Origin of the sequence: Shewanella sp. HL-SH4, assembly GCF_051164845.1 — a bacterium.
In the GTDB taxonomy this organism is placed as follows: domain Bacteria; phylum Pseudomonadota; class Gammaproteobacteria; order Enterobacterales; family Shewanellaceae; genus Shewanella; species Shewanella glacialimarina.
Window position 1 is genome coordinate 411,023 of the sequence record NZ_CP195037.1, and the last position, 14,834, is coordinate 425,856.

Annotated in this window: 11 protein-coding genes, 1 tRNA gene and 1 pseudogene; 8 read left to right on the plus strand and 5 right to left on the minus strand. The window is 39.7% G+C overall.

Annotated elements, in window-relative coordinates:
* Window positions 1–119: 119 nt before the first annotated feature.
* Window positions 120–2,591 carry a hypothetical protein gene (locus ACRWQL_RS02725; RefSeq protein ID WP_434940568.1) on the minus strand — a complete coding sequence of 824 codons (2,472 nt, stop codon included), beginning with the start codon at window positions 2,589–2,591 and terminating at the stop codon, window positions 120–122.
* A 224-nt stretch (window positions 2,592–2,815) separates the two neighbouring features.
* Between ACRWQL_RS02725 and ACRWQL_RS02730 the strand changes: the two genes are divergently transcribed.
* The 4 genes from ACRWQL_RS02730 to ACRWQL_RS02745 all read left to right on the plus strand — a co-directional run bounded on the left by ACRWQL_RS02730 (window position 2,816) and on the right by ACRWQL_RS02745 (window position 7,031).
* Entirely contained in the window at window positions 2,816–4,144 is a 1,329-nt protein-coding gene (locus tag ACRWQL_RS02730; RefSeq protein WP_226410210.1) for a dicarboxylate/amino acid:cation symporter, read from the plus strand.
* 126 nt (window positions 4,145–4,270) lie between these two features.
* Window positions 4,271–4,942, plus strand: coding sequence for a LysE family transporter (locus ACRWQL_RS02735; RefSeq protein ID WP_434952218.1), 672 nt, complete (start codon window positions 4,271–4,273; stop codon window positions 4,940–4,942).
* A gap of 71 nt (window positions 4,943–5,013) precedes the next feature.
* Window positions 5,014–5,688, plus strand: a complete 675-nt coding sequence (locus ACRWQL_RS02740; protein WP_434952220.1) for a response regulator — start codon at window positions 5,014–5,016, stop codon at window positions 5,686–5,688.
* Window positions 5,679–7,031: an ATP-binding protein gene (locus tag ACRWQL_RS02745; RefSeq protein ID WP_434952221.1), complete on the plus strand. Its 1,353-nt coding sequence runs from the start codon at window positions 5,679–5,681 to the stop codon at window positions 7,029–7,031. Before ACRWQL_RS02740 ends, ACRWQL_RS02745 begins: the two co-directional genes overlap by 10 nt.
* A gap of 22 nt (window positions 7,032–7,053) precedes the next feature.
* On the opposite strand, the gene ACRWQL_RS02750 is transcribed toward ACRWQL_RS02745, so the two are convergent.
* Window positions 7,054–7,767 (minus strand): 2OG-Fe(II) oxygenase, encoded by a 714-nt coding sequence (locus ACRWQL_RS02750; RefSeq protein WP_434952223.1) that lies wholly within the window; start codon window positions 7,765–7,767, stop codon window positions 7,054–7,056.
* A gap of 140 nt (window positions 7,768–7,907) precedes the next feature.
* Here ACRWQL_RS02750 and ACRWQL_RS02755 point away from each other — a divergent pair, with 140 nt between their 5' ends.
* Complete coding sequence (locus ACRWQL_RS02755) at window positions 7,908–9,161, plus strand: HD-GYP domain-containing protein (RefSeq protein ID WP_434952225.1); 1,254 nt, start codon at window positions 7,908–7,910, stop codon at window positions 9,159–9,161.
* A gap of 76 nt (window positions 9,162–9,237) precedes the next feature.
* Here the strand turns inward: ACRWQL_RS02755 and corA are convergent, their stop codons facing one another.
* Complete coding sequence (corA, locus tag ACRWQL_RS02760; RefSeq protein WP_434925893.1) at window positions 9,238–10,185, minus strand: magnesium/cobalt transporter CorA; 948 nt, start codon at window positions 10,183–10,185, stop codon at window positions 9,238–9,240.
* A gap of 270 nt (window positions 10,186–10,455) precedes the next feature.
* On the minus strand, window positions 10,456–11,484 hold the full coding sequence (gene yejK, locus ACRWQL_RS02765; RefSeq protein ID WP_226410217.1) for a nucleoid-associated protein YejK: 1,029 nt from the start codon (window positions 11,482–11,484) through the stop codon (window positions 10,456–10,458).
* Window positions 11,485–11,636: 152 nt separating this feature from the next.
* Between yejK and ACRWQL_RS02770 the strand changes: the two genes are divergently transcribed.
* The 3 genes from ACRWQL_RS02770 to ACRWQL_RS02780 all read left to right on the plus strand — a co-directional run bounded on the left by ACRWQL_RS02770 (window position 11,637) and on the right by ACRWQL_RS02780 (window position 13,962).
* Window positions 11,637–11,849 (plus strand): YejL family protein, encoded by a 213-nt coding sequence (locus ACRWQL_RS02770; protein ID WP_226410218.1) that lies wholly within the window; start codon window positions 11,637–11,639, stop codon window positions 11,847–11,849.
* 69 nt (window positions 11,850–11,918) lie between these two features.
* A complete protein-coding gene (locus ACRWQL_RS02775) occupies window positions 11,919–13,706 on the plus strand; it encodes a DUF3413 domain-containing protein (RefSeq protein WP_434952227.1) in 1,788 nt (595 codons plus the stop codon).
* 179 nt (window positions 13,707–13,885) lie between these two features.
* Window positions 13,886–13,962 (plus strand) — tRNA-Pro (locus tag ACRWQL_RS02780).
* A 119-nt stretch (window positions 13,963–14,081) separates the two neighbouring features.
* On the opposite strand, the pseudogene ACRWQL_RS02785 reads toward ACRWQL_RS02780, so the two are convergent.
* Window positions 14,082–14,204: pseudogene (locus ACRWQL_RS02785) on the minus strand (transposase); the annotation flags it as partial.
* Window positions 14,205–14,834 lie beyond the last annotated feature (630 nt).

Here is a 14,834-nt window from a genome sequence, read left to right on the forward strand (position 1 = left end):
TGCAAGGTAATTTTGAACGTACACAAATGCTGATCGATTTATGCAAAATATCTTTTTCTCGAATAAATAAAAAAGGCGCTGTAAGCGCCCTTTTTATTTATATTTATGGTTAATCCATATTACAGAATGCTCACTCCGATTGAAACGACTTCAGTCACTAAGCCATTAGGTGTTTCAACCTCAACCAGGAATACACCAGAGTTAGGCTCATCTTCACCTTTAATCGTTACACCAAAGTCACGACCACCATTATAATTGCTGCTTGGCCACACATACTCACTTGCACTAACCACTGAACCCGCAGACGTTTTAAATCTTACAATAGAGCCTGCTGGCATTTGTTGGTTATGTAAGTCAGAGATAGTAAAGAATACCGAAGCTGACCCCTTACCAACGATAGTAATATTGCCACCAAGGTGTTGACCATCACGATCATCGATTAAAATTTGACTACGTTCGGTAGCGTATGCAGTACTGCCTGACATTACCATCACTAGGCTACGACGCACATAAAGTGATTTTGAGTTGTTCACACCATCAGCACAGCCTGCATGCGCAGAAGATGAACATAATACGCCGTTATACAATCCATCTTTAACATCAAACGTACCATTAGCATTAAAATCAACTAACTCTTCTAATGCTCCACCACTTTGTCCGCCAGCTTGTTGAGGATTGAATAGGGTATCTTCGTTGTAGTCATTAAACGCATCATTCAGATCAAACGGTTGCCCTGTTACATCAACACCATTTCTAAACTCAGTAAGTTCACTAGCATCGAATCGACCATTACCATTTAAATCAGGGAAAGACTCTTCACCAATAGCCGTGGCGGTAATGGTTGCACGCCCACCGTATTTTTGGCCGTAAATATTACCGTATACATTTAATGCAGCATCATAAGCTAAAGCTGAATTAGGGTTACGGAACATAGCGCCAGTACCATTAATTAACACTTCACCTTCTGGTCGCGGTAATTGACTGGTCCATTTTACAGAACATGCCCCTTTTACCGTTTGGCATGCATCTTCAATAGAGCCGCCTTCAGTGGTGAATGACACTGTTGTTCCATCAGGAACCGGGTTATTAAATGCATCGGCCATGCGTGCAGTTACAGTTACTTCCGTGCCGTCAATATCCCAACCTTCAGCATTAACAAACTCAGCAGAAAGTGAAAAACTGTCTTGATCTGGAATACCTGTAGACACAATTAACTGCTTTGATTGACTTGATATAGCTGGCACAGCACCATTTTCAACTTTTGCAGTCACACGTAATGATGTCGCCACAGTACCAGTATTCACAACCGTTTGAACAATGCCTAAATTGTTTGTTGTTGCTATAACAGGTGTAATAGCAACACCACCAACCGCAGTATTCAATGAAAATGATACTGATTGGTTGCTAACAGGATTACTATTTTTATCTAACACTCTAAATTTAACGGTTGAAGACTCAATACCACCGGTACCTAAAATGCTAATATTTTCAGGCACTGCTGATACAAATGAAATACTGCCGACATCTGCTTGTAATACATTAATAGTACCTACCGCAGATAAGCTTATGCCACCCGCATTAGCTGTGACGTTTATTTGATCTTCACCAACACAACCTTGTGCCAAATAAGTTGAAGTAGCAACACCATTACTTGAAGAAACAGGTGAGCTTAATTCTGCTTGAGCAGGATTTTTGGTCGCACAAGTCGATGAAAAATTCACATCAACAGGTTGATTAAAAGGTTGACCTAAGTCGTCTTGAATTCTTACCGTAATGGTTGCTGTACCGCCAGCAGACAAATTAGTAGTACTCACTTCAGCTTGCCCAGCAACAAATGTTGTACCAGAGCCGCTACCCATAACAACATTAGTTGCACCAACAACCACAATAGTTTTGCCTACTTCGTTAGTGGGCAAGGTAGCACGCACTTCACCAGCACCTAATGAGCTGCCAGCATATATATCAACGGTCGCTTTACCTTCAGCATTTGTGACCGCTGTTTTTATCGGAAGATCTCCAATATCTGTATCAAAAGTCACAATAGTCGGCTTAGAAATACCAGTAACCGTAGCCGTTAATTTTCCTGGAGAAAGTGTACTAATTGTTTGAACTGTTGCACCTGCTGAGTTGGTCAATACAAGTGAAACTTGCGAACCACCACCGGCTTCACCGCCGTCACCGACCATAGTGATATTTACAGAAGCAGTTTCACCAGAAGTAATAGTTGCGGTAACAGTTGCACCTGTATTTACAGAAGCGGTATCAAGTTTGATTTTTGCAACACCATCGGCATTGGTAGACACTTGTCCTGTTGCCGGAGAAAAAGTACCGTAGCTGTCATCGTTTAATTCAAAACTGACTAAAGTACTAATGGGCTGACCTTTAGAGTCAGTAACCGTAGCGGTAATGTTTGCTGGTTCAGCGACAGACACTTGAGTATTATCAATAGATAATGCTACTGAAATAGTGACAGGGGATGTGCCACCGTCGCCACCACCACTACCGTCATCAGTAATGCCGCCACCGCCACCACAGGCGAAGAGTAAAAACGAACAAATTAACGTTATATAGACTTTAATTGCTGACCGCATTGTCAGGCTCCCTGTTACATTAAAATAATACTTATGATTTATAATAGTTACCTATTGGGTAATAATACACAAATATCTGATAACTATGCCACAACATGGTCGTTTTAATCGGTACATTTTGGTATAAACTTTAACTTTCATACCATTTCATAACTAAAGCTTTCCTGCTACGCTTTAGTCCATCAGCCAAACAATACTTAAAAAAATAATTGGAAGGAAAGATTGTGAGCAATAAAAAACAGCTCGGACTAACAAGTAAAATTTTAATCGGCATGGGTACAGGTATTATATTAGGCCTACTTTTAAGAAACCTCTTCCCCGACAGCTTATTTATTAAAGACTACATTACTGAAGGTTTATTGCACGTTTTAGGTGCTATTTTTATCTCCAGCTTAAAAATGCTTGTTGTTCCATTGGTGTTTGTGTCATTGGTGTGCGGTACTTGCTCATTAAGTGATCCCTCCAAACTTGGCCGATTAGGCGGAAAAACCATTTCGTTCTACCTATTCACTACCGCTATTGCGCTGACTATTTCTATCGTGGCTGCCATTTTAGTTCATCCCGGTAATGCCAGCTTAGTCAGTTCTACTATGGAATATACCGTAAAAGAAGCCCCAAGCTTGTCAGAAGTCATTATCAATATTGTGCCAGACAACCCTATTCAGGCGATGACTCAAGGTAACATGCTGCAAATCATCTTGTTTGCGGTCATCTTTGGTTTTGCGATATCGCATATTGGTGAACGTGGTGAACGTGTTGCTCGCTTCTTTAACGACATCAACGAAGTGATCATGCGCGTTGTTACCTTGGTGATGCAGTTAGCACCCTATGGTGTTTTCGCTTTAATGGCAAAATTAAGCTTAACACTCGGAATGGAGACATTTGGCAGTGTGGTCAAATATTTCCTACTTGTTGTTGTGGTTCTACTCATTCAAGGATTAGTTGTATATCCCATTCTACTAAAAGTATTCTCTGGCTTAAGTCCACTGATGTTTTTACGTAAAATGAGAGATGTTCAGTTGTTTGCTTTTAGTACCGCAAGCTCAAACGCTACCTTACCTGTAACCATTGAAGCCTCTGAACATCGCATGGGGGTTGATAATAAAATTGCTTCATTTACATTGCCGTTAGGTGCCACCATTAATATGGATGGTACTGCGATAATGCAAGGTGTCGCGACAGTATTTATCGCCCAGGTCTTTGGCATTGAATTAAGCTTAACTGATTATGCTATGGTTGTTGTAACCGCAACATTAGCGTCAATTGGTACGGCTGGTGTTCCCGGTGTTGGACTTATCATGCTTGCAATGGTGTTAAATCAAGTAGGCTTGCCGGTAGAAGGTATTGCATTAATCATTGGTGTAGACCGCTTGCTTGATATGATAAGAACTGCTGTTAATGTCACCGGTGATACGGTTGCCACTGTGATAATTGCAAAGTCTGAGGATGCATTTAATGAAGATATCTTTAATGACTCTCAAGCAGGTAAAGCAGCTACCAGTTTTGAAGAACAAGTATTGAATACCAAGGCAGCATCAAAAACCTCAGTATAATTGCATTATTAGCTCAATTTATTTTTCAACTATTTAAAGGCGCATCGATTGCGCCTTTTTTATTTTTCCTTTATAAATAACCTCAGATTTGGATAATAAACAAAATTTTATTTATCAGGAATTTAAATGGATTTCACCTTACTTGCTAGCTTGGCTGCTATTCATATTATCGCCTTAATCAGTCCAGGCCCTGACTTTGCCATTATCGTTAAAATGGCCAGTCAACAAAGTAGACAAGCTGCTGTCGCTTGTGCGCTCGGCATTGCCATCGCCATTTTAATTCATACATTATTATCATTATTGGGCATTAGTTTAATGATCCGCCAGTCACCTCTGGCCTATACCTTAGTGCAATGTATTGGGGTAAGTTATTTAGCCTGGATGGGATTTCAAGCGCTAAAGTCAGCGTTGAGCCGCTTTAAATCAATAGCAGCGTCAACCGAACAACCAACGCAAGTATCTGCTGCAGATAAACACAACACTGTCAGTTTCGGAATATTTAAGGGCTTTAAAATAGGATTGCTGACTAATTTACTCAATCCCAAAGCATTGATTTTCTTTATTACCTTATTCACTGTCTTGATCACACCTGAGGTAAATTTAATAACCAAAATTGCAGCAACCACGCTATTATTCTCTTTGTCACTTATCTGGTTTAGCTTATTAGCGTTGGTGTTATCTAAGCCACTCATTCAGGCCAAATTATTAAGTGTGAGTCACATTATTGATTTGCTAGTTGGTATTATTTTTATCGGTGTTTCGGCGACTATTGCTGTGAGCTTAATTAACGATTTTTAAAGTCTGCACTAAGCAATAAATAGTCAAAAGTGAAGTACTTACACATTAGCATTTAGCATCAGGAGCTAACCATGCGAATTTTAGTGATTGAAGACGATCCCATTTTATCGCATCACCTAAATGTGCAGTTGAGCGAACTGGGTAATCAGGTTCAAATAGCCGCGACGGCTCAAGAAGGTTTGTATCAAGCGAGCAACTACCCGATTGACATAGCGATTGTTGATTTAGGTTTACCTGATCAAGACGGCATCAGTTTGATAAAATCGATTAGGGACGCCAACGTTACCGCCCCTATTTTGATTCTTACCGCCAGAGTAAATTGGCAAGATAAAGTCGAAGGCCTCAATGCTGGTGCTGATGATTATTTAGTAAAACCCTTTCAAAAAGAAGAGTTAATTGCCCGGCTTGATGCATTGGTACGTCGCAGTGCAGGATTTGTAAAGTCGGTAATTAGCTGTGGCACACTGTCGGTGGATTTAGCCAGTAAACAAGTGTCTCTTAATGATTGTCATTTAGATATTACTGCGTTTGAATACCACATATTAGAATACCTGATGCGCCACAACCATGAAGTAGTTGGCAAACAGCGCTTATTAGATGTGGTTTATGCCGATAAAGAAGGCGACCCTAACACAATTGAAGTGATGGTAAGCCGTTTAAGAAAAAAGTTAGCCCACGGCGGTATCGAAGATGCCATCATGACAATACGTGGCCAAGGATATAAATTCAATTTACCATGCAACTAATGTTAAAACCGCAGAAACGTTTACTCACCAGGATGTTTGTGACCTCCTTAAGCATTATTGCCTTAGTAGGGTTTGGGTTTGCCTGGCTAGTGACGTTATTGAATGCCCAAAATCGTTATACTCAGATCACCGCTGACTATATTGCAGAACTGCCAGTCATTGCCGCAGAATTTCGCGAAAATAATTTAGTCCCTATTACCGAGGCACAAGATAACGACAACATTGAAACCAGCTACATAATGGCCACCTGTAACGAGCAATATACCGGCTTATGGCGTTCTGAACTGGCTAAAGATTTATCCTTGACTAACATTTGTGAAAAATACAACCTCATCAAAGACGACTCGCAAGCCTACTTTCTTGAATTTGAAGGCTTGCATACATACCTAGTCTTTAAACTCAGCACCTTAATCGAGGGGAAGCAGTTCCATCTGTTAATACTTCAAGATGCTGAAGCCATGAAAAAAGAACTGCAAAAGTTTAATCGTCTCACTTATTTCAGGCTTGCTATTGTTCTCGGCGCAGCATTTTTCTTACTGGTTAGCGCCGCTTATTGGGGTATGTTGCCACTAAAGCAACTAAAACAAGAGTTACTCAAACTTAAGCAGGGCAAACAGCAAAATCTGTCGAATGACTATCCTGTCGAGCTACAAGAAATTACCCAATCATTAAACCAACTGTTGGATCAAAATCAGCAACGCCAAACTCGCTATCAAAATGCCATGAATGACTTAGCCCACAGTTTGAAAACTCGGCTAGCAGCCAGTATCGCGCTAATTGACGATACCTCATTAAATTCGCAGGAAAAAGAGCGGCAAATCTTAACCCAAATAGAAGACATGGATCATTTGGTCAAGTACCAGTTAAAACGCGCCATGATGGGCAGACAAGGTTTGTTAAAAGAACACACTGATATCAAGCCGATACTTGATCAGCTTGTATTAATGTTGTCAAAATTATATCAAAGGAAAAACATTAACTTCATTGTCCACTGCCCTAATGACTTAGCCTTTCCAGTCAGTAAAGGGGATTTAATGGAGCTGTGCGGTAATTTGATTGAGAACGCCGCTAAATTCTGCATTACTACTATCGAAATTACAGCCCAGCAGCACGACGGCTTGCTGAGGTTACAAGTCGATGACGACGGCCCGGGTGTTGAAGAGGCCTACAAACAAAAAATCTTTCAACGGGGAGTTAGGGCTGATACTCAACATAACGGCCAAGGCATCGGCTTAGCCGTTTGTTTTGAGCTTGTTAGCAGTTACGCTGGTACCTTTGAAATACAAACCAGTTATTTAGAGGGCGCTTCATTTATTATCGAATTACCGGTTACTAACCAATAAACCAAGTACCTGTTGATGACCGTTATGTTTTAGCGGAACTTGGCGCAATTGCGCCATACAAGTGTTCAGCACGATTAAACATAATCCATGACGTTGCGATAAATTTATCACTACTTAAGGGAATATTACCGCGATGACTATGGGTAAAGCTTGTAGGTGCTATAACCATGGTTCCTTTTTTGGGTTTTATTTTTTGTTGTTGGTAATAAAACTCAGTTTCTCCGCCCTCTTCTACATCATTTAAATAAAACATATAAAGCACAACTCGATGTAAGGCTTCGTTGTGACCTTCCTGGGGGAATTGTTCTGAATGCCAATGGGGATAACCACCTTTCCCTTGCTGGTAGTGCTGGATATTAATCGTGCCACTACGGAATAAATACCGCACAATTGCGTTAACTTTATCAGCACCTAATTTTTCAAAATTTTCCGGTTGCAGTGCCACCGGCTGGCCATTTTCATCATTAACGGAAACTGACACAGCTCCCATCAATGCTAATGCGTACTTTTTGAAGTAATCAACACTATTGGCCAGTGTTAACTGCAGTAATTCATTGCGTAACTCGGCTAAATCAGCGTGTTGATCTAACATAAGATCACGACTAAACTTTTTACTGAGATCAACGCCATTACCAGTAACGCCTTGGATAACACTAGGATGATGTTTTACCGCATCGATCAACTTATCACATAATTCATCACTAATCGCATTGGGGTATACTTCAATAAAGTCCATAATTCACTGCTTAATTTTTAAAGTTAATGTTAATATGCTGCATGTAACTTACCTATTTGTAAAGTCTGAGTAAATTTTATTCTATCTAACGTTTAACCTATTTATCTATGAATTTGACCTGAGCCTAATCACCCACTTTTATGAAAAAAAATGTCAAAATAGCAGTTTCAGAACTTAAAGTTGGTGTTTACGTTAGCTTGCCTATCTCGTGGAAAGATCATCCTTTTTTATTCAGTAAATTCAAAGTTACCTCACAAACTCAAATTGAGTTGATAAAATCATTAGGCGTAAAAGATGTCTTTTACGATCCTGAACGAAGCGATATTCAACCTGTTACAACGGATAACTCTTCAGATCCTGAACCGTTCGATGAAGCCTCACTTGATACCATTAAACAAGATATGCTCGATTACAAATCAGAACGTATCGATAAGCAGCAGAAACTAAAGCGTAATATCAAAAAAACTGAAAAGCAATTTGAGCGTTCAGTGTCAATGATGCACTCAATGGTCGGTAAAATTGCTAGTCGTCCACTTAATGCTGTCAGTGAGGCTAAAGATCTCATCAGTAACCTTACTAATCTGTTACTGGATGAAGATAACCTTGCGTTACACTTAATGGAAAATGCCAACCCTAAGGATATTATCCACCACCATTCGTTAAATGTGTCTATGGTGTGTATGTTAATGGCGAAAGAACTTGGCTGGAGCCGAGAAGAAATTGAGTTATTGGGTATTGGCTGCTTATTTCATGACATAGGTAAATTAAAAATCCCCTCAAATATTTTGAATAAAGTGGTGCCATTATCAACACCAGAAGAAAACCTAGTCAAACAGCACCCATTAATGAGTATTAACTTTTTAAAATTAGCTGACACTTTTCCGGAAGAAGCTAAACCGATGATAACCCATCATCATGAGTATTTAGATGGCAGTGGCAGCCCGCAAGGGCTAAAAGCGGATCAGCTGGATAAGTTTGCTCAACTGATTGCGGTGGTCAATACATACGATAATTTATGCAACGGCAGTCATTTAGTCAAAGCTAAAACCCCCAGTGTCGCCTTAGGCTTATTGTATAAAAACTATAAAAATAAGTTGAATGCAGAATACGTCCAAAAGTTGATTAAAATACTTGGCATCTATCCGCCAGGTAGCATTGTAGAACTGTCAAATGGTCATTTTGGCTTAGTGATGTCGGTAAATTTAAATAACATTTTATTTCCGTCAATCGTTGCATATGACCCCATAGTTCCTATAGCGCAATCGCCAATCATTGAATTAGAAAAAGAAGGCATGAGTATTGTAAGAAGTCTTCCGGCCGCAGCATTACCCGAAAAAATCCATAAGTATTTAAATCCAAGAGAAACCATTAGCTACGCATTTGGCCAAGGCTAATAAACGCAGTATAAAAACCACTAAATACAAAAATGGGCAGTGTTAAACTGCCCATTTTGTCAAACTTGCGCAAATGCTATAGCCAGCCTTTTTGTTTAAAAAAGAAGTACGTACCTGCTGCACTGGCAAACATTAACCCCACCGCCATCGGATAACCTAAACGCCAATCTAACTCTGGCATCAAAGCAAAGTTCATTCCATAGCTACTGGCAATCAAAGTTGGGGGTAAAAACACCACCGCCGATACCGAGAAAATTTTAATAATTTTATTCTGTTGCAGACCACTGAAACCCATAGCAGCATCAAGCAAAAACTTTAATTTATCGAAAATAAACTGGCTGTGTGGCATTAAAGATTCAATATCCGATAACATTTCACGAATGTCTTTCAGGTTCTCATCGGACAAATTCTGTCGGTAATAACGTTGCAAATAGCGCAATGAACGCTGAGTATCAAGTAAACTTAAGCGAATTTTGCCATTGGAGTCTTCTTGCAAAGTGATTTGTTTAAATACGGCATCCAGTTCTTCGTCATTAAAAACCTGCTCACTCAAATTGTCCAGTACGCTATACACGTCTTCAATCAAATCAGATAGATAATCAACTTTAAGGGTGAATAACTCTAATAATAGCCCTTCAGGGGTTTCGGTATCTAGGCGGCCTAAACGCATATAATTACGCAGTAAACGGATTAAGCCGATATCTTCTTCACGTATGGTTAATAGAAAATGCTGACGTAAATTAAATGAAACGTTGACCGCTCTGACATCAGAGCCAACCCGTTGTGGAAATAACGAGTTAATATGCAAACCATCTTGGTTTTGGAAAAATCGAGCGGATGCCTCAATTTCTTTGATATCTTCCTGGTCGGACACTTCCTCAGCAGAAAATCGACTCAACCAATCACGTTGTTCACTATCTGGTTTATATAAATCCAGCCAGAGAATATTATCCGGCAAAGAGTCTTCAATAGAAAGTTCAGTAATTGTGAGCTGATGATTTTTGTAGGCGTAAGCGGTAATCATAGAAGTCCCCCATTTACACACGGTTAACACGATTGTGTTACCCTGCAGGATGTTGGTAAAAACTGGCGCTAGTTTACTAATTTAAAAGCTAATGAAAAGTAAAAAGTACAATTAATACCCATTTATATTGCTATATGGTCTCAAAGTGGTGTTTTTAGCCTTTAATACCCTAAAAAAAGCGCCTGTGGTAGGCGCTTAATTTAAAAATGCTGCTTTTATACTCAAATTTGCCAATATGCTTAACACATCAGGCTTAAGTACAATATCAGACTATTCACCCTTTAATCGACGATCTAACTGATCTTTTAAATTAGCCGGAACACCTTTTATTAAAAGGGTGTCTGATATTGGGTCATAAATAACTCTCTCACCTAAATGGCCACCATCAAAACTTAAAGTCACGCCACCACCAGTACCAGAAAACTTTTTCAAACTGCGCAAACTGGCTTTATCTGCGGGAAATTCATCATCTAATTCATAATTGCCACCACAGGCAAAATCATAAAATGATTCCATGCCTTGATCAGCCAGTTCATCACCCAAATCTTTTACTTCAATGTCGGCGCCAACATCGGCACGTTCAGCGCAGTATTCAAACACTTTGTCGCGACATTGTTGACGTTCATCTTTGGTTAATTCACTGCCAGCGACAAAGTCTTCAACCGCATGAATCAAGGTTTTGTTCTGTGCTTTTGTATTTACGCCTTCAACACAACCCATAAAATCTAAAAAGAAATCAGCCACTTTACGGCCTGCTCTGCCGCGAATAAATGAGATATATTTCTTTGAGGCTTTATCTGCCTGCAATTCGGTTAAATCAATGCGCGCAGCTAATTGAATATTGTTTAAATCCAAATGATTATTCTGTGACAGCTCCATATCATCTAACACTGTCATTGATGACTTAGCACTAAGCAACGCAACAAACAGATAATCACTGGCCATGGCGGAATAACATGACATCAATAAAAAACCGCCCTGGGAGAAGTCATACTTGGTTAATTCTTGCTGAAGTAACTTACTGGCACTCACGGTAAAATCAACAAAGCCTGACTGACCTTCACGGTATGATTGAAGTGCATTAGCAAACGCATCATTAGCATCGCCATCTTCATTTGGCACACCAAAATAGCCAAAACCTTTACCTGCTTTACTTGAATAGGTTTGATGTAATTCTTCCAGCATAGCTTCAACAGCTTTACTATTTAATAAAGGTTGCGGACGTAATCGGCAGGCCATTTGCCCCTGACTGTCGAGTGAGATTTCATGAATAATGGCTTGTTCGATATTAATCGTCATAAATGCGATAACCTTTGGTGAGTCAAATATTGCTAAGAAGACTGAGCATGATATAACGATTTTAATCATGAAGGTATAGAAAACATGAGGCGAGCTTGATTGAAATCCGTTATCATATACAACAATTGAGAACTTATTTAGACAAGAAAATCATGGCCATTAAATCAAAATACAGCAACACCCAAGTAGAAGCCTTAATCAGTGAGATGTTAGCGCTATTAAACAAACATCAAGCCCCTACCGATTTAAGCTTAATGGTATTAGGCAACTGCGTCTCTCATTTATTAGAAAAGAAAGTCCCAACAGAATCACGTCAAATGGTTGCGGAGCAGTTTGCTAAGGCACTAACTCAGTCCATTAAATAATGCATTGAAAGTGAGTTAACAGACCTTGTTAGCTATCGATAATCTATCTAAGAAGGGATCCATTAAGGCATGATCGAGCGCAGAAAGCAGATGACACGAGATAAAGTCTCGCGCCTGGTAAATTGGGGGCATTGGTTTGCCTTTTTCAATGGCTTGCTCGCCATGATTATTGGTTCCCGTTATATTGGCAGTGTCGGCCAACCAGACTCCATTATAAGTTGGGGCTATCTTGCGTTAAGTACCATAGGGCATTACACATTTTTAGCCTTTATTGTATACGTAATTTTTATCTTCCCAGTCAGTATCATCTTACCCTACTCCAAAATTCTACGAGGATATGCCGCCTTTGTCGCCTCAATGGCTTTGTATATTCTACTCTACGACACGATTATTTATGATGACTACGGTATTCATCTCAGCCCGTTTGCATTTGATTTAGCCTGGCAAGATTTAAATGCCTTACTGCATAGCACCTCTTATATCGTCACCCCAATTGTGATTATCGTTATTGAACTCACCGCGGCCAACTTTATCTGGAAGCGAATCGATAAAATTCAAAAGAAACAATGGGGCAATAAAGTGGTGCTATTTGTTGGCGGCTGTTTTATTAGTAGCCACTTAATTCATATTTGGGCTGATGCAGCCAATATTACCGACATCACCCGTTTTGATGACGCATATCCGGTTTCATATCCAGCAACAGCCAGAACCTTTATGGAATCACACGGGGTTGATGGCAACAAAGTGACCAGTGAGATTGTTCCGCAAACGTCAAACTTGCATTACCCCATTGAACCACTGCAGTGTCAGGCTGACACGCCAACCAATGTGCTAGTCATTGCTATTGATAGCTTACAAGCAGCAATGGTTGATGATGTCACCATGCCTTTTTTAAGCCAGTACACCCGCGAGTCACTTAACTTTACCCAGCATTATACCGGCGGCACTCAATTTAAAAGCAGTATGTTTACCTTAATGTATGGTTTACAAGGCAATTATAGCGACAAGCAAGATTTTGGGGTTATGTCACCCGTCATGAACCAGGAATTAATTCGCCAGGGTTATCAGCTAGGACTATTTACCGCCCGCTCACAGGCTGAATTAGCATCAACCGGCGCTATGTTTAAAGGGTTTCAACCCCATATCAGTGTCAGTGAAGATGGCAGTGCCGCAACCGATATTCAAAATATTACAGCCCTTAATCAATGGCAACACAATCAAACCCAACCCTGGTTTGCAGTACTTAACCTCTCTGCACCACAAGATTACGATACACCCGTTGGCTTTTTGGGCATTGAAACCATAAAAGCGCCAACGTCATTAAAATCGGCACAAAAGGTGCTGTTTAACCAATATCGCCAGTCTTTAAAGTTTATTGATAATCAGCTTAGTCAGTTGTTGCCTCAAATAGATGACAATACCATAGTGTTTATTACTGGCACCCACGGCCAGGTTTTCACCAGCAGTATTGAAGATGCAAGGCGCGATTTGTCTCCTGACAATGTTAAAGTGCCATTAATCATCCACTGGCCTAACATTAACCCCAGTGAGATTCATTATCGCACCAGCCACTACGGTATTGCGCCAACGATTTTAAGCAAAGTATTGGGCTGTACAACAGCCAGTGAGAAATACAGTTCTGGCAGAAGTTTATTAGAGCCTAACCAAGAATCTTGGGTATATATTGGTAATAGCCGTGAATTTGCGATTTATCAAAAGAATGAGATAACCGTTCTGGGCCGATATGGAAAGTACCGTATATACGATGCACAATTTGAACGACGTCTTAACAAGAAAATGAGTGCGCCAGAGTTGATTCAAGTGATGCGTGAAGGTCGCCGATTATATCAAAACTAACTAATGGCATGTAACGCGAAGCTGGCCTTCTAATAGCGTCAAATGAGTTAACTTGAATAGAATATAATCAGTCAATAAATGCTGATTAACTAAGTGCTTGCGCCAAGCGCGTTCAATTGATAAAGTGCTTGCTCACTAAGTTTACCCCACTAATTTGAAGCTTAGTAATGAACAAAATTCGGTATGTAGCGCAGCTCGGTAGCGCACTTCGCTGGGGGTGAAGGGGTCGGAGGTTCGAATCCTCTCATACCGACCAAATTAAAAAAGCCAGCTTAATCGCTGGCTTTTTGCTTTTCTGACATAACAAGTTAAGGCGAGTTACTGTTATGAAGCTTACGTCAAAGGTAAAAATAATCGTGGATGGCCATGCTTTTAATCGAGTTTATTTTCGATAATATAACAAAGGGCATACTCAAATGTACCAGGCAGAATTTGCTCTGAAAAATTGATGGGGATGAATTTACTTTGGCAGGATAAGTCAGGTTTGTAGTTCGCCATGGCATTTTTGCTTTCGGTGAATAATATCTATTAGATCACAGACACCGATACGCCAAAACTCAAAAAACAACCAATTAACTTTATTTGTAAATAGACGCTAAAAACGGCTCTTGGGGAGAAATTCTACAGCCTCAACGCCCAATTAACAGGCAAAAAATTGTTGGCTAAAATAAGTGAACGTAGTGAACAAAAAGCCAACTGTTTTTTATCCTGATTTAATGACTTGTAATATTTTTATTGCATCAAGTTCATATTTTTTACGCTTTGCAGTTGCTCTAATCAATAGAATCAGAATCAGAATCGATTAATTTCTATACTTATTTGAATGCTGCATGCTAATAAGAAGAGGGCTACCGAGAACAATCATAAAGAGTATAATGAAAACAACGAACGAATAATAAGATATAAAGAGCATTAATACTACGGTTAGCAGTAAAGGCACTATTAATGCTGTAAAAGCGTAAATAAGCTTTGTAGTTAAATTTGAATTACTTTTAATAGACAAAATCATTCCAATGCTTATTGCTAGACTTATAAGCAAAGGCAAAAAGAAAAAAAGAAAAAGTAAGCCCCAAAAAAATCCAATTGGATTTCCTACCATAAAATGCTCCTTGCAATAATCAATTGGGT